This window comes from Pseudomonas sp. AGC41, assembly GCF_057334555.1.
Genome location: NZ_JBHFJB010000022.1, coordinates 150,549 through 168,853 on the forward strand (window position 1 = coordinate 150,549; position 18,305 = coordinate 168,853).

18 protein-coding genes are annotated in these 18,305 nt (G+C 60.6%); all 18 read right to left on the minus strand.

All coding sequences use genetic code 11. The annotated features are described in order from the left end of the window. Nucleotides 1-3: 3 nt before the first annotated feature. A complete protein-coding gene (locus ACE04F_RS03485; RefSeq protein ID WP_434694733.1) occupies nt 4-1,182 on the minus strand; it encodes a hypothetical protein in 1,179 nt (392 codons plus the stop codon). Nucleotides 1,183-1,241: 59 nt separating this feature from the next. After that, nucleotides 1,242-2,381 (minus strand): hypothetical protein, encoded by a 1,140-nt coding sequence (locus ACE04F_RS03490; protein ID WP_486104891.1) that lies wholly within the window; start codon nt 2,379-2,381, stop codon nt 1,242-1,244. A 74-nt stretch (nt 2,382-2,455) separates the two neighbouring features. Continuing rightward, nucleotides 2,456-3,259 carry an outer membrane lipoprotein-sorting protein gene (locus ACE04F_RS03495; protein WP_434694735.1) on the minus strand — a complete coding sequence of 268 codons (804 nt, stop codon included), beginning with the start codon at nt 3,257-3,259 and terminating at the stop codon, nt 2,456-2,458. A gap of 36 nt (nt 3,260-3,295) precedes the next feature. Next, on the minus strand, nt 3,296-5,620 hold the full coding sequence (locus ACE04F_RS03500; protein WP_486104893.1) for an efflux RND transporter permease subunit: 2,325 nt from the start codon (nt 5,618-5,620) through the stop codon (nt 3,296-3,298). Further along, nucleotides 5,620-6,285: an adenylyl-sulfate kinase gene (gene cysC, locus ACE04F_RS03505; RefSeq protein ID WP_486104895.1), complete on the minus strand. Its 666-nt coding sequence runs from the start codon at nt 6,283-6,285 to the stop codon at nt 5,620-5,622. Before cysC ends, ACE04F_RS03500 begins: the two co-directional genes overlap by 1 nt. 17 nt (nt 6,286-6,302) lie before the next feature. Then, nucleotides 6,303-6,923: a sugar O-acetyltransferase gene (locus ACE04F_RS03510; RefSeq protein ID WP_106274320.1), complete on the minus strand. Its 621-nt coding sequence runs from the start codon at nt 6,921-6,923 to the stop codon at nt 6,303-6,305. A gap of 25 nt (nt 6,924-6,948) precedes the next feature. Continuing rightward, a complete protein-coding gene (locus ACE04F_RS03515) occupies nt 6,949-7,689 on the minus strand; it encodes a class I SAM-dependent DNA methyltransferase (protein WP_486104897.1) in 741 nt (246 codons plus the stop codon). Nucleotides 7,690-7,783: 94 nt separating this feature from the next. Beyond that, nucleotides 7,784-8,137, minus strand: a complete 354-nt coding sequence (locus ACE04F_RS03520) for a DUF1801 domain-containing protein (RefSeq protein ID WP_486104899.1) — start codon at nt 8,135-8,137, stop codon at nt 7,784-7,786. A 36-nt stretch (nt 8,138-8,173) separates the two neighbouring features. After that, nucleotides 8,174-8,566 (minus strand): VOC family protein, encoded by a 393-nt coding sequence (locus ACE04F_RS03525; RefSeq protein WP_486104901.1) that lies wholly within the window; start codon nt 8,564-8,566, stop codon nt 8,174-8,176. A gap of 11 nt (nt 8,567-8,577) precedes the next feature. Next, entirely contained in the window at nt 8,578-9,261 is a 684-nt protein-coding gene (locus ACE04F_RS03530) for a 4'-phosphopantetheinyl transferase family protein (protein ID WP_434694742.1), read from the minus strand. Nucleotides 9,262-9,383: 122 nt separating this feature from the next. Further along, the gene (locus tag ACE04F_RS03535; RefSeq protein WP_486104903.1) at nt 9,384-13,433 is read right to left on the minus strand and encodes a non-ribosomal peptide synthetase; all 4,050 of its coding nucleotides are present in this window, start codon (nt 13,431-13,433) and stop codon (nt 9,384-9,386) included. Further along, entirely contained in the window at nt 13,430-13,744 is a 315-nt protein-coding gene (locus ACE04F_RS03540) for an acyl carrier protein (RefSeq protein WP_434694744.1), read from the minus strand. The genes ACE04F_RS03535 and ACE04F_RS03540 overlap by 4 nt, the downstream gene beginning before the upstream one ends. After that, the gene (locus ACE04F_RS03545; RefSeq protein ID WP_106274327.1) at nt 13,737-14,171 is read right to left on the minus strand and encodes a type II 3-dehydroquinate dehydratase; all 435 of its coding nucleotides are present in this window, start codon (nt 14,169-14,171) and stop codon (nt 13,737-13,739) included. The genes ACE04F_RS03540 and ACE04F_RS03545 overlap by 8 nt, the downstream gene beginning before the upstream one ends. Then, complete coding sequence (locus ACE04F_RS03550; RefSeq protein WP_158264762.1) at nt 14,149-14,820, minus strand: HAD-IA family hydrolase; 672 nt, start codon at nt 14,818-14,820, stop codon at nt 14,149-14,151. Before ACE04F_RS03550 ends, ACE04F_RS03545 begins: the two co-directional genes overlap by 23 nt. Continuing rightward, nucleotides 14,813-15,457: a sulfotransferase gene (locus tag ACE04F_RS03555; protein ID WP_434694747.1), complete on the minus strand. Its 645-nt coding sequence runs from the start codon at nt 15,455-15,457 to the stop codon at nt 14,813-14,815. The genes ACE04F_RS03550 and ACE04F_RS03555 overlap by 8 nt, the downstream gene beginning before the upstream one ends. A 50-nt stretch (nt 15,458-15,507) precedes the next feature. Beyond that, complete coding sequence (locus ACE04F_RS03560; RefSeq protein WP_434694748.1) at nt 15,508-15,870, minus strand: VOC family protein; 363 nt, start codon at nt 15,868-15,870, stop codon at nt 15,508-15,510. Nucleotides 15,871-15,892: 22 nt separating this feature from the next. Next, nucleotides 15,893-16,930, minus strand: a complete 1,038-nt coding sequence (locus ACE04F_RS03565; protein ID WP_486104907.1) for an OsmC family protein — start codon at nt 16,928-16,930, stop codon at nt 15,893-15,895. Beyond that, nucleotides 16,927-18,252 (minus strand): trans-sulfuration enzyme family protein, encoded by a 1,326-nt coding sequence (locus tag ACE04F_RS03570; RefSeq protein WP_434694750.1) that lies wholly within the window; start codon nt 18,250-18,252, stop codon nt 16,927-16,929. The genes ACE04F_RS03565 and ACE04F_RS03570 overlap by 4 nt, the downstream gene beginning before the upstream one ends. Nucleotides 18,253-18,305: the final 53 nt, after the last annotated feature.

An 18,305-nucleotide genomic window follows, 5' to 3' on the forward strand; every position in this document is an offset into this window, starting at 1 on the left:
CCGTCAGAGCACGGCTTGAAGAATATGGCTGGCGCAACGGCCATGAAAAAAATTGACCCCCACTTCAAGGGTCTCGCCACGGCGATCGGAAAACCCCAACCCCGTACCAAACAGCCCGCCCACCGCAACTCCCTGGACCATGAGTTCACCCGTGTTCCGGTGTTTGCACAGGTTGCCCTCAAGCTGATCGAGCGTCATGGCCGTGCCCTGCTGGTCGAACAAGGCGGGCAGCCGCGGGAGGTAGCCCGTGGCATTGATCAACAAAAAACCGTCTTCCAGCCAGGGCTCGATATCCGCATCGCCGATGTGCAGTGCCACACTCGGCTGCTGCCCGGCCTCGACACTCAGCAGCGTCTGTTGCGCTGCGCCACGCAAGCCGCAGAATCGATTGACTTCACCGCTCTCCTCATCCACCACATCCGTTGCCTTCAAGAGCCGCGCCCCAGGGCTTGACGCCGACCACAAGGCCGGGCGCCTGCGGCACAGCACCGCAATGGCCTGAGGTGCCAGGCAGTCATGGAAACGCTCAAGCAAGTAGCCGACCGCGGAGAACGCACTGTGGCTACCACCCACCACCAGCACTCGCTGCCCTTGCGCCAGACTCTCACGCAACTGCGCATCGGCCTGCCCCCGCAGCAGGCGATCGGAACAGATCGGTGGCGATCCCGGTTGCTGAGCCGTGCCGGCACTCATCTGAAGATCGCGGATCCGCGCGCCACACGCCAGCACCAGGTAGCGGCTGGAACGGATACCCCAGTCTCCCGTCACACAAAAGCCGCTGCTGACGACTGTTACGGCGTCGACGTTGTGCCCAAAATGTATTGCCGCACGGGGATGTCCTGCGCAAAGCGCCACGACGATTTCGGCCAATTGACGCAGGAATATCGAGACGTCGGTCAATTGCACGACATTCCCCGGCGCCTGCAGCCAGCGCTGAACCATGGGCTGGTTCAAGCATTCGGCAAACACTCCGTCCACGCGAATGCCCTTGAGAAAATCCTCAATCGGCGAATTGGCCTCGATGTCATACGCCAGGCAATTCCACTGCGCGAGGGATGCGCTGCGCTCATGCACCTGAACACCGCGCTCCAGCAAGCTGTGCAACTGGCCGGTGCGGTCCGCGGTGATAAAGAGCCCGAGGGCCGCTGGGCCGAACCCTATGATCTGTAACAACGTTTCCATATCAGAAACCTCGGTAATTGAACGCTGGACCGAACCTCAGGCCACGGCCTGTGGGTCGATCAGAATGAATAGGAAACCTCCAGCGCGACATGGGAGTCGCCGGATAACGCATCCCAGGTTGGGTCGCTGCGCGAACTATTGATGAGCACCGCACTGAGGGTCGTGCGCAACGCGTCGCTGAGCCCCAGATCCAGCGATGCGTTAATCATGTTGTTGCCCTGGTCAGACGCTTGGGCGGTGTAGCCCAGGAACAACGAAGACAGGTGCGCGTCGTTGACTTCCAGGCGAGCCCCCAGCAGAAACTTGCGATTGAAGATGCTCACCGGCGCCAGGCGTTGATCACGGTCGCGATGATATTCAGCGATCAGGCTCAAGTCCGCGTCGCGCCATGCGCGGTTCATGGCGTACTCAAGCCCTACCGACAGCTTTTGCGAGTTGTAGGCGCTGTCCGAAACCCGCTGAGTCAGTGCCTCGACTTTGTACAGCCATTGCTCGTTAACCCAGATCGCGTCCAGCCCCCATTGCGACAACGCGGTGTACTGCGCCACCAGGCTGTCACCAACCTGGCGCAATGCCGGCGTGCGATTAGTCCCCTTGAAGTAACTCAAGCCAATGTCCACATCCGCCAATGACACGAAGTAACGCGCCGCCAAATCAATCCCGTCGGGGTTGGCGCCGTGGATGTATTCAGCCCCGGGTTGCACCCGATACGCCGCGAATCGGGCAGGCTCGGCGTAAAACTGGACGGGCTCGAACCCGTCCAGCAGGTACAGGCTCAGATGCCCAGGCCCCAGGGTGCTGCCGAGTTTGAGCGCCTTCTGCGACAGCTTCTCTTCAGGCTGCAGACCATCCAGGTTGTCGTAGGTATTGATCACGTCCACCAGTTGCCGGGTTTCCATCACGCCCCAGTGCTCCTTGATGCGCCCCAGCTTCATCTCGCGCCCATCCTGTTCGAGCAGCACAAACAGCTCGTCCCAGTAGAAGTTCGGGCGCGGGTCGTTGTGATCGCTGGCCCTGTAGCGCGGGTTGGCCACCACCCGCATGCGCCATTCATCCCAGTTTTGCAGGTACTGATAATCAAGGCCGAACTGCACGGTGCTCGGCAGCTGCCGGTCATCCACACCATCGGCCGGCGTCGAGGGGAAGTAATAGCTTTTGAACCCGACCTTGGCTGACAACGAATGGAGCGACTCGGCCACAACCTGGGTGCTGCTACACAGCAGGGTCAATGTCGCCAACTGCGAACTAACCCGCCAACAGCGTGAGCCCTTGATCATTGCGTGAGGTTTCCGAGCCTGGCCGGTTCGAATGCGTCCTCCCTGATCCCGGTTTTAAACTGCACATCGGAGCTGACCAGAATGGTCTGGCGCCCCGTGACGTGGTTGACCATGGTCATGTTCAAGGCACGCCAGTAACGGCCCAGGAAAAGCTGGTAGTTATCCAGGGACAGCGTCTTGAACTTTGTGCCCTTGCGGTCGTAGTACTCCGTTTTCATCTGCCGGTAATCGGCCTTGTTGTACCAGACCCAGATCGCCGAATACCCCGAGTAGGGATAGAGCGGAACCTGCTTGACCACTGCGCACTGGAAATCGCCGCAAGGTTCATCGCGCAACCATTGGTAATCGTAGTTCCCGACTTCCATGGAACCAATGTCTTCGTAGGAAAACTCGCTGCCGGAAAACGCGCCGGAACGATCAGCGGCGGCGACGCGCTTGACCCGTTTCAAGGCCGGCAGATACAGCCAGACCTGGTCGCCTTCCTTGATCTTGGAGTGGATCAGCACCCTTGAATTCTTGATGTTGTCGGGTGCCTCGAACGTCAGCAGCACCTTGTCCCCGGCGGCCTTGCTTTCAGTCTCGAAGCTGTTCATGCGCATGAATCGATCCGTGCTGGCGCCGCCTTTTTCCACCAGTGTGAGACGAATTTTCGCCGAGGTGTCCTGATACCCAAGGTCACTGTCCCGCCAGAGATGGGCATAGTGCTGCCCGCGTTCCTGCTCCGTGTCGGCATGCAATAGACGGTGTTCGAATGTGCCCCCGACCATCAGGCAAACGGCAAGCAGTGCTTTGTAATTCATGGTGTTTTCCTTGTGTTATTGCTGCTCGAGGACGGGTCAGGCTTCGCGGGGCGCAAGTTTTATTACCGACCGCCCCCACAGGAAGCGATCGAAGGTCAGCAGCACCAGCGGCAGGCACAGTGCGTCGAAGATCAAGCCGAGGAAGATCGCCAGGACGGCCAACATGCCGAAATCAGCGTTCATGGAAAAAGGGGACAAGGTCATGACCATGAACCCTGACGCCAGAATCACCGAGTTGGCGAACACCGACGGCAGTACATGCTGGTAGGTGCGACGCAGTGCTTCGCGTGGCGGATGCCCATGCTCCAGGCGCTGGGTCTTGTAATGGCTCATGATGTGGATGGTGGCCTCCACGATCAGCCCATAGACCACCACACACACGTTGATCGCTGCGGTGTTGACCTCACCGCGCAGCAGGCCCCAGATGCCGAACATGATAAAAAACGGAAACATGTTGGGCAGAACGCTGATCAACCCAAGACCCGCGTTGCGCAAGAACAGCGCGACCATCAAGGTAATGACCACCAGTTCGAACACCAGGCCGTTGACCATGTATTCGATGCTGATATGCGTCAGGTTGGCGAACACCACCGCCTCCCCTGTTCCCAGCCCCGGGACCAGCGCAGCACGGTCGGCGTTATCGCGCCACCAGTTGTCGGCGCGCTCTTTGATGTCGCGAATCTGTTGGGTATCCAGGCGAGTCAGGGTCACCACCATGCGGGTGGCCGACTTGTCGATGTTGATCTGGCTGCCCAGGTCCAGGCCGAACGGCAAGGACATCTCATAGACCAACAACATCTGCGCCGCCATCGCCGGATCATCCGGCAGTCGGTATTCCTCGGGGCGCCCGCCATTCATGGTCTGGTTAAGTTTCTTCAGGGCATCACTGAGCGTGGTCACCGAGTCGACTTCCGGCTGGGTCCTTAGCCACTGGGTAAAGCGGTCCAGGTCAGCCAGAAAGCGCGGATCAGAAATGTCACCCGTGCTGGAGGTGGCGACATACTCCAGGCGATAGATACCGGACAAGTTATCCATCGCAAACTCGGTGGCCGTGCGCACAGGAATGCTGGTGTCGAAATTTTCGACGATCCGGTCATTGATGAGGTTATTGCGCGCCGGTTCGATCGCGATCACGAACAACACGACAAACCCCAGCAACCAGAGTTTGGGGTAGCGCAACAGGGGTTCCATGTACAAAAAGTAACGGCGACTGGCCGCGCCTTCGAGCGGTTTGAGCCGCAGCAGCGGAATCAACACCGCCGCCACCGAAATGGTTACGACCAGCGCAATGACCGCACCGATCGCGGCCAGCACACCAAACTCCTTGTAAGGCGGTGACGCCGCGAACACCATGCTGTAGAAGCCCACGGCATTGGTGGCCGTGCCTATCGCTATCGGCTTGATGGTGTCTTTTATCGCCGCGCAGGCCAGGTCCACCCGCCGGTTTCCATAGTCACCACTCATCTGTCGAGCCGCCGATAGTACATGCATGATCTCGGCAACCGATGTCGCCAGCACGATCGTCGGCAACAGGCCGGTCAGCGCCGTCGCCTCGAAGCCGAGCCAGCCGCTGGCGCCCAAGGTGGCGGCGGTGGCCATGCTGATTGCAGTCAATACCACCAGCAACGCGCCGAGGCTGCGCAACATCAATACCGAGACCAGCAAAATGATCACGTACATCAGCGGCGTGAGCACCGCCATGTCTTGCTGAGCGGCTTCGGGATAGGCCGCCTCGACCGCCGCCAGCCCCGTCAGATGCACCTGCAGCTCAGGATTTTGCAGCTTGAAGGCCTCCAGCATCCGCTGCCCTTGCGCCGTGGCGGCAATCGCTGCATCCAGGGTCTCTGGCGGGAATTGCAAGGTCACCAACACGCCCACGGTCTGGCCGTCTGTCGATACCAGGCGCTTGACCAGTTCAATATCGTTGCGACCCAGGCGTTCCATCAGGCTGATGTGCTGCGGTGTCAGGTCCGCGGGCTCGCGAACAAGGGCCTCGACGTGCACTGTGTCGCCTTCGGCAAACACATGCTGGAAGTTAGTCACCGAATCGACGCGATACGCATGCGGGATACGCCAGGCCTGCTCGGTCAGCTGGTGTATCTGTTCCAGGTAACGGCGGGTGAACAGACTGCCCTGGGGGTTCTTGATCACGAAAAGCAACGTATCGGACTTACCGAACTGACGATGCATCGCGTCCAATTGCTCGACGGTTTTTTCCCCTTCGGGAAAAAACGAGCGGTAATCGGCGGCGAAACGAATCGAGGTCATGCCCCAGGACAACCCGGCCACCAGCACGAGCACGAGGGCAAACAGTAGGTAGCGATAGCGCTTCAACAAGCGCTCGAATGTCGACGTCGGCATCAGCCTCGTTCTCCGTTGCAAGGTAATTGAGCCATTTGCGGTTGCATCGCCGGGTGCGAGGTGGGTACCGCGCAACGCTTGAGCACCATCGCCAGCACCTGCTGCACGCTCTCATCGATGCTGCGATCAGCGGTCTGAACCACACACTCACAGGACAGCGGCGGCTCATAGGTGCTACCGATGCCGGTGAACTGTGGCAGCTCTCCGCACCGGGCCCGTCGATACAGCCCTTTGGGATCACGCGACTCGCACACCGCCAAGGAGGTGGCGACGTGCACCTCGACAAACTCTGCCGCGCTGAACAACATCCTGGCCCGCAGGCGGTCCTCGGCGAACGGCGAGATAGCACTCACCAGCACAACGTAGCCACTGTCACAAAACAGCTTGGCGACTTCGGCGAGGCGCCGGACATTTTCCTTGCGATCTTCGGCGCTGAAACGTAGATCGCTGTTGAGGCCGGTACGCAGGTCATCGCCGTCCAATACCCGTGCGCGTATGCCGGCATCGCCCAGGGATTGCGCCAGGAGAGTAGCCAGGGTTGTCTTGCCGGCCCCGGACAAACCGGTAAACCACACGCATAACGCGCGATAGGCCGGTGGCTCCGGCATTTCGGCGCGCCGGGGAACCTCACAACGATTGATCAGGCTCATGTCATCGATGCTCATAAAATGTTCCTGTAAATTCACTCATAAACGGAGCGAATGATTCGGCAAGGGTTACCGGCTGCCACCACCCCGGCGGGTATCGAACGGCTGACCACACTGCCCGCGCCAATCACGCTGTCGTCACCGATTTCAACGCCACCAAGCAGCGTTGCCCCCGCGCCGATCCATACATCATTGCCAACGGTGATCGGAGCGGCGCGCAGTACGCATTTGAGTTGGCCGTCCACCCGTACCGAACGCTGCCGGGGGTGCACCGGGTGGGTCGTGGTCATCAGTTGCACGTTGGGCGACAGGTAGACACGGTCACCGATAACAATCCGATGGCCGTCCAGAAACGTGCAGTTCATATTGATGAACACGTCATCGCCAATATCGATATGAATGCCGTAGTCGCAATGAAAACTGGGTTCTATCCAACTGTTCTCCCCTAACTTTCGGAGTAATTTCTTGAGCAACGCTTGTTGCTCTTTCAAGGCCAGCGGCGATGTATTGTTAAACGCGTATTGCAATGCCTTGGCGCGAATATGCAGGCGTGTAAGTTCCAAGCTGGGGGAATGAAACCACTCCCCCGCGAGCATTCTTTCGCGCGAAGAACGGGTGTCTCCCGCCTGGGTGGACGGGACGTTTAAAACATCCATGGTGAACTCCGACGTTCAAGCGCAATCAGCGAAGGGGGCGCTTTTCGTAGACCGAAATATGTTTGAACGCGCCGTCGACAAACGGCGCTTGTTCCCAATTGGCCCAGCGCTGGACCAGGCGCATCCCCGCCAATTGCGCCATCAGGTCGAGTTCGGCCGGCCAGGCGTAACGCAGCTCCACGGGAATCACCTTGACCCCTTCGCTCTGCATGCGGATGAACCGGCAACTGACCCGCTGCTTGACCGCCTCATGCCGCGATGCTTCCAGCAGTACCTCGTTGCGCTCCAGCCCGCCGACGTACACCGGCTGGTCCTTGCCATAGCGCGAAAGGTCCGGGAAGAACGTTTCGATCACCAGCAGCCCCTGCTCGCCAAGCTGCGCGCTGGTGGCCTGGAAACAATTGACTTGAGCGTCCTGGGACAGCAACAGAAACAGTGAGCTGAAGGTGCAGAACGCCATCTGGAAGGGGCCACCCCGGACCCCTTCCAGCGTCGCGAAATCCGCCAGTGTCACCGGGACGTCAGCACCTCCAGGCTTGGCCTTGAGCTTATCGAGCATCGATTGCGAGGCGTCGACGCCATGCACATCAACGCCGCGTTCGCGCATGGGCAGTGCGAATCGCCCCGTCCCTACACCTAACTCCAGCACCGGGCCACCGCGACCGGCCAATGCCACCAAGGCATCAATCGCGATCGCTGGCGCCTCTCCGTACAAGTCATCATAGATGTCGGCCAGGGTTTCACCGTAAGTACTGGGATCGCTCATATCCACTTCCGTTAGTTAGTTAATTCAGGGCAATACTTCCCCATGCGAGGGGTAACCCCCCCGCAGGAAAATCAAGGTTAAATACTCTGTTGGATCAATTATCCAGGGCTTGCCTTACATACTCCGCAAGGTGCTTATCCTGTACATCCGACACACTGAATAACTTGATATGGCGACGAAACTTTCCGGTGCCTTCCAGTACATGATAAGGATCGTCAAACCTGTAGCCCTGCCCGAACTCCACCGACACGTGGCTGGTGTAGGCGTAGACCCCGCAAAACGGCGTTATCCGCGAAAACAGGATGCCACCGTACTTGACCGTTTCGGTCACGCCGCCACCGGGGGCGGCCACCTTGCGCACCTTCTGGACCACTTCCAGCAAGGCACCATGCGTGCTGCCAATATCTTCAAGTAATGCCGCAACGGCATCGTCCGTTTTACCTGCCACGCTGTCCTCCTTGGATCGTTGCCTGCAACGTGAAGGTCATTGACCGACCGGTGTACACAGTTCCACGAGAGTGCCCGCCGGGCAGCGCACGTAGGACACCACCTGGCCCCAGGGTTTTTTCTGCACCGCAGCATGCTCGCTCGCCCCGGCCGCCAACGCCTTGGCATGCGCGGTGGTTACATCATCGGTAACCAGGGCTATTTCAATGCCCAAGGGCTTTTGGTGCGGACTGCAGAACTCATATCCGCCATCGCAGTTCGATTCGGCAAGGCCGCGACTGGCGAACGCGAGTGTAGTGCCACCGGTTTCAAGCTCGCCGTAGTCGCCCGACTCATCCAGAAAGCGCCGCTTGAAACCAAAGGCTTGCTCGAAGAACACAAGGGTGGCTTCGACCTGAGGTACATAAACAATCGTGTATCCAAATTTCACGGTGCTTCTCCTTAGATGTTGCTGTTTATGAGGCTCGTGCCGTAGGAACGGCGATAGTGTTCGAGCCAATGCAAATTTTCAGGGCACGGGCCCGATTGCGCCAGCGCAGAATCGATAAATGTACGAATTGTCAGGCTTGTTCTCCTGCGCGCCGCGACAGCAATCGAATAGCCGGCCAGCGAAGCCGTGTGTGCGAATCGCCATGGCGACGGGCCCGAGGCCTCTTGAGCCGGTGGCTGGCAGGCAAACCCTAGCCTGGACCATGCTCGGCCGATCCCTTGCCCACAGGCCTTGGCGCCTGCCTCTTTCAGGGTCCAGAGCCGATAAAAAGCTTCTTCGCGCGCAGGTCCGGCGAGCTTGGCCAGCACTGCTTGCTCCTCGTGGCTGAAAAACCGCCGGCTCAGGCTTTGCGTATCCCGCGCCTGGTGAGCCTCGACATCGACCCCAACCGGTCCCGCGCCGACCCCCAGCACTAACAGGCCGTCGGTATGGGCAAGGTTGAAATGCACCGCCGCGCGGGCGGGCGCCGCGAGCACAGGCTTGCCCGCGGCCCCGTAACTCAGGGCAATGCGTGCCGGTTCACACGCCAGATAACGGGCCAGAACCTCGCGTAGCCAGCCATGCCCAACCAGGTATTGCGCACGCGCGACGGCTGTCCCCAAACCTTGGTAACGAGCGCGCTCATCATCGGCCAACCAGGCCAGATACTGCTCGCGCCGAGGATGGGACCTTGAGCCGCTCCACGGCAACCGCCACAGGTCGACGCCCGGGAGTACAGGCCCACTCGCAGCGAGTTGCACCGCCGCCGATTGTCGGCTCATGGTTCACCAGGCCTTGCCGCATGCTGCGCGGCCCGCTCCAGGTAAAGGATGACTTGCTCCAGCGCGGCATCCGACAAAATACTGTAGTGATTCGCAACGATCCGCACGCAGGCTTCCTGCGTCGACAACTCGCTCAGGCGATGCAGTCCACTGGCATGCCGCTGTTCACTGGCGTGCAAATGCCACGTCGGACAGGCCACGGGTTGGTAGCAGTAGTTGAGCAACGCCGCATAGTGCCGGCAAAACAGCGCGAAACGCTGTTCCAAGGCCTGGTTCAACTGGGCCTCTTGCACCTCCCCTTCGGCCTGTATCTGTTCGGTGTGCATCAGGTCGTGCTGGAACATCTGTTGCAGCAGGGTCGGCGGCAGTTCCAAGACCTCACCCTGGGCAGCACCGGCGTCGATCGTCACCAACGCAGGCAGGTGTTGGCCGCCGGCGCTGAGCAAGCGCGCGATCTCCACGGCGACCACACCCCCGTATGACCACCCCGCGAGCACCACCTGGCGATACTCGGCCAGCGGTTCACGCAATTGCTCGAAATACGCCAAGGCTTGGGCGTTGATGCTCGCGAAATGTTGCTCACTGTCCGCGCAAATGCCGACGATATCGAAACGACCACCCAGGGCCTCAACAAGCGGCAAGTAACAGGAAAGGGCCCCGCCCACCGGATGCACCAACACCAGAAGCGGCACGTCCCGCACCTTGTCACGTCTGAAATGCACCAAGTTGCGCGCCCCCTTGGAGCGGTCTTGCAAGTACGCCTGCAGCCGGCTGACCGAGGGATAGGAGTAGATATCCGCCAGATTCAACTCAAGCCCCATTTGCGTATTCAGTGCCTGGAGAATATGCACCGCATGCAGGGATGACGCGCCCAGGTCGAACCAGGAACGCTGCGGGTCAACCGCCGCCGGCAGCACGCGCTGTACACAATTGGCCATCAACTGCTGCTTCGCGCAGAAACCCAGGTCTTGTGGTTCGCTGGAGGACTCGCCACAGCGCTGCACCACCTGTTTCGTCAGTTGCTGGCGGTCGACCTTGCCATTGGCGGTCAGCGGCAGTTGTCCCAACTCGACGATCCGCGCAGGCACCATGTAGGGGTTCAGGTAGTGTGCACCGAACGCCAGCAATTGCTGGGCGCTGGGCGCAGGCTCGAAGCCTGGATCCAGGACGACCGCAACCAGCAGGCCTTCGGTTTCCCCCAGACAGGCAGCGGCGTGCAGCACGCCAGGCGCCCTGCGGAACACTGCGTCGATCTCGCCCAGCTCGACCCGAAAACCATTGAGCTTGACCTGCAAGTCCTCACGGCCGAGAAACTCCATTTCGCCATCCATTCGCAAGCGCCCCAGATCCCCGGTCCGATACACCCGCTGGCACAGACCAGGGTCCTCGAAAAACGCTTGCTCGGTCCGTTGCCGGTCATGAATATAACCGACCGCCAAGCCTTCGCCGGCAATGTGCAGCATGCCTTTGACTTCGGGTGGGCAACGTCGCCCCAGGGCGTCGAGGATGTAGAAGCGCTGGTTGGCCAGTGGTCGTCCATAGGGAATGCTCGGCCATTGCGGATCGACCTGTTCGACCTCGAAACAGTTGGACCAGATGGCCGCCTCCGTGGCCCCGCCCAAGGCAACAAAACGCGAGCCTGGAGCGCTGGCGCGCAAGCGGTCGGGCAAGCTCAGGTTGATCCAGTCGCCACTGGCCATCCACAACCGAACCGCAGGCGCCGGTGCGGGCAACTGCGTGGCCAGGGCGTAGCTCAACGCCATTTCCATGATCGCAGGCACTGAATTCCAGATGCTCACACGATGTTCGCGCGCAGCGACGAGCCAGGCATTCGGGTCAGCGCTTTCGGCGCCGTGCCCAAGCACCAGCGCACACCCGCTCAGGGCCGGCATGAAGAGGTCGAACACCGACAAGTCGAAGCTGAATTCGCTGACCCCCAGCAAACGGTCGCTGTCATCGATCGCGAAGCGCTTGCGACAGTCCTGCAGGGTATTGAGTGCTGCCCGGTGAGTCACGCTGACGCCTTTGGGCACACCCGTGGTGCCAGACGTGAACATGATGTACGCCAAGCTGCTGTCGACCGCCGGATAGGCCGGCATTATGCAGGCGCCCTGCCCATGACCGGCCTCCAGCCACTGGCGGTAATTCAAGTACCAGTTCACGGGCGAGGTCAGGATGCCGGCGATGTCCGCGTCGTCATCGCCCAGCACCGTCGTTGCCGCGGCTTGATTGATCATCGAATGCACCCGCCCCCGCGGGGAGTGCTTGCTGACCGGTACGTAGGTCGCGCCGGCCATCAGCGTGGCATAGATCGCGATCACGTTCGCGGCATCATGGCTGCCCCGGATGACCACATGATCACTGGGACCGACGCCATTTTCATTCAGATGACTGGCCAGTCGGCTGGCCTGGCACAGCAATTGCGCGAAGCTCAGGCCGCCCTGCGCATCCAGGATGGCCGGTGCATCCGGTCGCTGCACGGCCTGATGCAGCAGGCCCTGGTAGAGTGCGCCGCTGTCGAAGGCTTGTTGTGTATGGTTGAACGCATCGACTGTCGCCAGCAGGGCCGGGCTCAAGGACACCTGAGCGTCATCCCACTCCCCCGGCTCAGTGGCGAGGCGCTGCAGGGTCGCGTGAAAATGCTCGAACGCCTGGGCGATCACCCCCGGCGAGAACACTCCTTCGCGCTCATCCCAAGACAACCACAACTCACCCTTGTGTGAAAACGTTTGGGCGTCGATCCAGATCTGCGGGGTCATCATGGCGTGGTCCGTCTGCTCCAGCGGTACGGCGGGCAGATCCATTTCCAGCAATGACGAAAACACATAGGGCATGGGCGGTTCGGCACTGCTGGCACGCTGGTCGTGAAGCTTGATCCATTCACGCACCGCAGAGACACCATCGTAGGCGCCGTGCTGCATAGCCGCATACAAGTCTTGCTGCAGGTGTTGCACGATTGCCGAAAAGGCCCTTGGCCCGGTCGGCAGGTCGATCAGTACGGTATCGGCGAAATTACCGATATGGCGAGCAAATTCCTTTGCCAGCCCAGGGCGGGTGCTGTACATGACGCTACAGGTCACCGTGGCCTTGCCGGACCAGCGCGCCAACGTCTGCAGGTACACCGTCAGCAGCACCGCATTGAGCGACAACCGATGCCTGCGCGCGCGTTCGGCAAGGGCGTTGTACGCCTCGGCCGCCAGCAGGCCACGATGTTCCGTGAAGCGCCCAATGCCGGCCGGACCTTTTGGCTCGACGGTAGAGCGGCGTAACCTCGGCAGATCGGGGCCACCAGCCAGCTTGGTGATCTTCTGCGCCCAATAGTTACGCGCCTTGAAGCGCGCCAGCCGGCCGGCCCGCACCTGTGCCGCAATCCTGGCGGATGCATACATGCCCGCTGTCGATTGCGCGCCGGTTCCACAGGCTACCAACGCCATCAAGTCGGCGATGAAAATCTGCACACTGGGAGCATCGAACAGCGCCAGCCGGTAGACCACATGCAGGCAGCGCTCATCCGCGCTCTCCACGATCACCAAGCGAAACAGCGGCCGCTCCAGAGTCAATGCCGGAATCGGTGTGTCGCTCCCTGGCAAGGCCGCGCAGCGCCGCGGGGCCTGCCCCGCTGCTGCGGTCACCTGCTCGACCACAACTGCCTGCCTGGCCATGGGTTTGAGACGCGGGGCATGGGCGTCCAAGGTGTAATTGAGAATCGGATGGAGCGCCAGCATTTGCTCCAGGACCGATTCAAGCTGGGCCTGTGAAGGCAAATCCCCGGCATACACCAGGTGCAGGTAGGCCGCGCTGCCTTGCGTGAATGCGGAGTGTTCACCCAGCCAATAGGCCTGACGCAGGCCGCTCAAGTTCGCCGCCAGGGGATCGGGTTGCGCCAGGTAGCTCAGCAACCGGGTTTTCTCCCGGCTCACCGAGTGGCGAATGTCTTCAGGCAGCGTGGGCTTCTCACAATAGTACTTGAGCTTGCCGGCTTCCTCGTACAGGTGCACGCCACGCTGTTCCCAGCTTTCGATCAATGTCGCAACAGACTGGCTCACAGCTCGCCCTCCGACACACAGGGCGCCGACGCCTGCCGCGCCGATGCCAGCAACTCATTGACGAAATCGGCGAAACTGGCGGTGGCGACGATCAGCGTCAGATCAATTCCCGCTTCACCGCACAAATGCGGGTGCCTATGCTCCAGTTGCACACATAACTGCAGCGCCTTGAGTGAATTTCCACCGTGCTCGAAGAAGTTCTGCGAGGCCTCCAGACTGCCCGCCGGCACGCCCAGCAGCTCACTGCACAGCTGCAGCACGTCGGCCAGAAGTACGGCATGCCCCGGTACCATTATCGAAACATTACCCATGGTCACGCCCCACCAGCACAGACGCTGCAACAGCATAGGCATCAGTGCCCATGCCGGCGATAAAACCATGGCACAGCGGAGCGATCACCGAGGTATGGCGGAAGGCTTCGCGGCCGAACAGATTGGAGATATGCACTTCGATCCAACGTCCCGGATAATCTTCCAGTGCGTCACGCAAAGCCCAGCCGGACATCATCAGCGCGCCAGGGTTGATGATCAGCGCCGCGGCATCGCGATTGGCTTCGACAAAGTCGATGAGCTCGCCTTCGTGATTGCTTTGCAATGAGCGCACCGACCAGCCTTGCGCCGCCGCCACCACGGTGACCTCTTGCGTGACGTCGGCCAGGGTTTTGGTGCCGTAGACCTCGGGCTTGCGCAGCCCCAGTCGTCCCAAGTTTGGGCCGTTAAGCAGGAGTAACGTCGGCATGACGCGGCTCCTCCAGCAAGGCCAGGACGTGACGCGGATCGGTCAGTTGGTAGTCGCAAGCATGGCCCCGGACTTCTTCGCCCGGGTTATCCCAGAGGGCCAGCGCGGTCTGCATGCCTGCGCCCTGCCCACACAACAGGTCAGCCACCGCATCGCCCAGAAACAAGGTGCTCGCCGGCTCCAGGCCAAGGCGCTGGACGATCATCAGGGCCATATCGGGTGCCGGTTTCGGGTTTTCGACATCGTCACTGCCCACGATGCAGGCGAAATAGTCGATCAACCCCAGGCTGTCGAGAATCGCCTCGGTACGCGTATGGTCCTTGCCGGTGGCCACGGCCATGGGGATACCCTGCGCACGCAAGCTATCAAGCAACGGGCGAATACCGTCAAACACCTCAATGCGGTGCATGCGCGCATTGCTCTCGCGCATGAACACCCCGTGCATGGCCAGCGGCAGTCCCATGCGCTTCATGATTTGCGGAAAGCTACGCCCCAAGTGCTTGCAATACTCGCTGAACGGCGGTGCGACAGCCTCAGCGCCCATGACTTCAGCGTGAGCTGCATGGTAAGCCTCGGCAATCACCTGTTTACTGTCGATGACCGTACCGTCAAGGTCGAAGATAACGGCGCTGATCGAGGATTTAGACATGGGCAGGTACCTGCGTGGCAATGTGGTGATCCAGACGTTTGTCCACGGTCTGCACCATGGCATCCACGGCCAGTGGCACCAGGGAAAGAAACTGTGCGACCTTGGCAAACTCGGCCTGAGGCGCCTCAAGCACCTGCTGATAGTCCAACTCCAACAGCTGCATGTTGGGGCGCGAGCGAACCCAGGCGACAACCTTTGCCACGTGGTCGTGGTAAAGCCGGGCTAATGCCTCGCCCTCCACTTCGCCCCAGATATTTCCTGAATGATGCGCCGCCATATCGCGCTGGGAACGGATTACCGCCTCGATGTCGCGGTGCATGAACACCACTCGGTAACCATGGGTGGCCGGCAGGTGCATCAGGAACCTCGACACCAGCTTGACCGCGTGGCCACGAGCCTGATCCATCCAGGTCAGGTAACTGTCCTTGGACTTGACGGCCTCCCACTCGAAGTAACCATGGGGATTGCGCCCATCCCCCTGACGTACGTTGTCGGTCAGCAACGGCATTCCGGCGCAACCCAAGGCACGCATCATCATCGATGTGCCGGAACGCGGTAACCCGGAAACGACCGACACAAAACCAGCCTCGCCCGCGACACAGTCCGGTACATTCATGCAGCGATATTGCTTAAGCATCCCAGCTCCTCATTTTCTCACCCCTGGTGGCAGCCCCTGGAACCCAGATTTCAATTGCGCTGAACCAGGCCGATGCGGTTGCCGAACGGGTCCTGGATGGTTGCCTTGTAACTTCCCCACGGGGTATGCACCGGCGCCTCGATCACCGTCACCTGTTCGCGCAGCCGCGCAAACGTTGACGCCAGGTCAGCCACCTGAAAATCCAGCATCGTTGCGCTGGACGGCCAGGGCATCGAAGCGTCCTCGATCAAGCCGAACCCGGCGCCCTTGTGCTCATCCACATCCAAGCTGATCCACAGGGTCGGCGCAAACCGTCGGCTGACCATGGTGCCCAGGACCTCCACGTAAAACCGCTCGGCCTCAACCAGGTCAGTCACCGCCAAGGTGCAGAAACACAGCGTCGAATCGTTCATAGGTACCCTCTGCGCGGCTCGCTCACGGCGCTACCGGTTGCGCGCCGATCTCAAACTCAAAGTCCACACGTCGGCGAATCAGTGCACACACCGTGGAACATTCGATGCTCTGCGCCAGTTCTTGCTCCAGTTGCTCCAGCTGCTGTGCGGTGCACTCGCCCACCTGCAACTGCAGCTCGATGTCTTGCAGGTGAACAGGCGACGGCGCGACCTCGCACATCCCGCGGATGTCCACCATCGCTCGCACATTGAGCTGTACCGCGCTCGCCAGCGGGTGATGAGCCCTCAGTTGCAGCAACACATCGGCGGCGATCGCCATCAGCAGGTATTCCTGGGGGTTGGGCCCCCAATCGATGCCTGCCAATTGCTTGGGCTGGTCGATTGGAAAGGTACGTGGATCCTCTGGGTCCTGACGTAGGAAATTGCTGCTCAACTGGGTCCCATACAACCACTGGCAATCGAGCGATAAGGCCTGGCTTGGCACAGGTGTGTTGCCGGCAGAAGCCGTGATCCCAGGGAAACGCACCCACGGTCGCGCGCCGGAAGGTCCGGCCAGGCGTGCCGACAGCCCCAAGGACTGAACGAATGTCTGGTGGTTGGGGCTATGGGTCTTGACGGCCTCAATCACGTCCAGCGCCTCGCCGATTTTCTTATCGGTGCCCGAACGAATCTGGTACCGCACTTGAGGTGCACCAACCTGTGCCTGGAACAGAGCGGCACTGGTGGTCATCGACAGGTGATCGACCGTGGTTCGCCGTGCGGAAAACCCGGACACGGCGGATACCAGAAAACATCCCGACAACGCCGTCAGCGCGAGCTCCTGTGGGCTTGCCACGTCCAGCAAGCCGTAGGACTTGAGGGCCGGTTCAGGGCTTATCGGCACCTCGAAATGGCGAGGGGCCTTGAGCAAACCGATGAGCGCCGGATGCACCCCGGCCAGCACTCCGGCGTCAGGGGCGGCGCGTGCGTAGGCCGCATAGCGGAAGATGGCCTGTTCGGGCTCTTCCTGGATCTCGTGGACAATCTCGCTGAAGCCCGAGATGTTCATTCCGTTTCTCATGACGCATTCCTTCCCTGATAAACCTGATGCAGCGCCTGCTCCAGATCGGCGCACAGATCATCCGGATCTTCGATGCCCACAGAAAGCCGGACCAGCCCGGGGTTAAGCCCGATTTTCTTCTGCTGCTCGCTGGTCAGCCCGCTGTGGGAGGTATTGAAAGGCAGACTGACCAACGACTCCACACCACCCAGGCTGGTCGCCGAGGTAATCAGCTTGAGCCGCTCCAGCAGTTCGAGCGCCGCCGCATCCCCGCCCTCGACCTCAAAGCTGAGCATTCCGCAGGTGGTCTTCGCTGCGTACTCGAACAACTGTCGATGGGTGTAATCCTGCGCATACACCGAGTGCAGGGCAGTGACCCGCGGGTGCTGCTCCAGAAAGCGCGTCACCTGCCGGGCGCCATTGGCGTGCGCCTGCATGCGCACGGCCAGGGTCTTCATGCCGCGTTCAAGCAAAAAACACACGAAGGGATCGAGGCTACCGCCAAAGCGCAGCAGTTGTGCCCATACCCGATCAACCAGCTTGCGGCTGCCCGCCACCGCACCACAGGTCGCATCGCTGTGACCGTTGAGGTACTTGGTGGCCGAATGAATCACGATGTCCGCGCCCCACTCCAGCGGCCGACAACTGATTGGCGAGAGGAAGGTATTGTCAACCACCAACAGGATGTTCTCCTGCTTGCACAGGGCTGCAATCGCCACCAGATCGATGGCCTTCATCAGTGGATTGGAAAGCAGCTCGAAGAACATGATCTGCGTTTCCGGGCGAATCGCTCGGCGAATATCCGCCAGGTTCAGTGGGTCGACGTAGCTGACCGAGCGCCCGGCCTGATTGATATCCGCATGCAGCAGGCTGTAACTGCCGCCATATAGGTCATAGGAGGAAATGATATGGCCATTGCGATTGGTCAGCGCGAACAGCGTGGATGCAATTGCAGCCATGCCCGAAGACAGCACTAGCGCACTCTGCGCCCCTTCCAGTGCCGCGACTTTGAGTTGCACCGACCATTGCCCGGGGTTGCCGTAGCGACTGTAGGTCGGAATGTCGCGGATGTAACCTTCTAGAAACGACTCGTAGGTAGTTTGGCTGAACCGAAAGGTGGTGCTGGGAAACACCGGTGTGCCCACGGCGCCTGTTATCGGGTCCTCATAGGTCCCGGCGTGGACGCAAAGCGTCGCTGGGGCTTCGCCCTGGGTCAGGCAACGATTGTTCTCCATCCCGGGGCCCGCCAGGCGCTGGCGGCTCAACTGGTTGAGCCACGGCAACTGGTGGCGGGTACCAGGGCGGTTGGTAAACACCGCTTCAGTCAGTTTTGAGTCGCTCACACACATTTCCTCGATCATTCAATTGCTGCGGTCGGCGTGGCAGGCGGCTGCAC

What these genes read in the sequence shown, in the direction of transcription:
- ACE04F_RS03485 (WP_434694733.1), bottom strand. Translation starts at nt 1,182, where the DNA reads ATGGAAACGTTGTTACAGATCATAGGGTTCGGCCCAGCGGCCCTCGGG.
- ACE04F_RS03495 (WP_434694735.1), bottom strand. Translation starts at nt 3,259, where the DNA reads ATGAATTACAAAGCACTGCTTGCCGTTTGCCTGATGGTCGGGGGCACA.
- ACE04F_RS03500 (WP_486104893.1), bottom strand. Translation starts at nt 5,620, where the DNA reads ATGCCGACGTCGACATTCGAGCGCTTGTTGAAGCGCTATCGCTACCTA.
- cysC (WP_486104895.1), bottom strand. Translation starts at nt 6,285, where the DNA reads ATGAGCATCGATGACATGAGCCTGATCAATCGTTGTGAGGTTCCCCGG.
- ACE04F_RS03510 (WP_106274320.1), bottom strand. Translation starts at nt 6,923, where the DNA reads ATGGATGTTTTAAACGTCCCGTCCACCCAGGCGGGAGACACCCGTTCT.
- ACE04F_RS03515 (WP_486104897.1), bottom strand. Translation starts at nt 7,689, where the DNA reads ATGAGCGATCCCAGTACTTACGGTGAAACCCTGGCCGACATCTATGAT.
- ACE04F_RS03540 (WP_434694744.1), bottom strand. Translation starts at nt 13,744, where the DNA reads ATGGGTAATGTTTCGATAATGGTACCGGGGCATGCCGTACTTCTGGCC.
- ACE04F_RS03545 (WP_106274327.1), bottom strand. Translation starts at nt 14,171, where the DNA reads ATGCCGACGTTACTCCTGCTTAACGGCCCAAACTTGGGACGACTGGGG.
- ACE04F_RS03550 (WP_158264762.1), bottom strand. Translation starts at nt 14,820, where the DNA reads ATGTCTAAATCCTCGATCAGCGCCGTTATCTTCGACCTTGACGGTACG.
- ACE04F_RS03555 (WP_434694747.1), bottom strand. Translation starts at nt 15,457, where the DNA reads ATGCTTAAGCAATATCGCTGCATGAATGTACCGGACTGTGTCGCGGGC.
- ACE04F_RS03560 (WP_434694748.1), bottom strand. Translation starts at nt 15,870, where the DNA reads ATGAACGATTCGACGCTGTGTTTCTGCACCTTGGCGGTGACTGACCTG.
- ACE04F_RS03565 (WP_486104907.1), bottom strand. Translation starts at nt 16,930, where the DNA reads ATGAGAAACGGAATGAACATCTCGGGCTTCAGCGAGATTGTCCACGAG.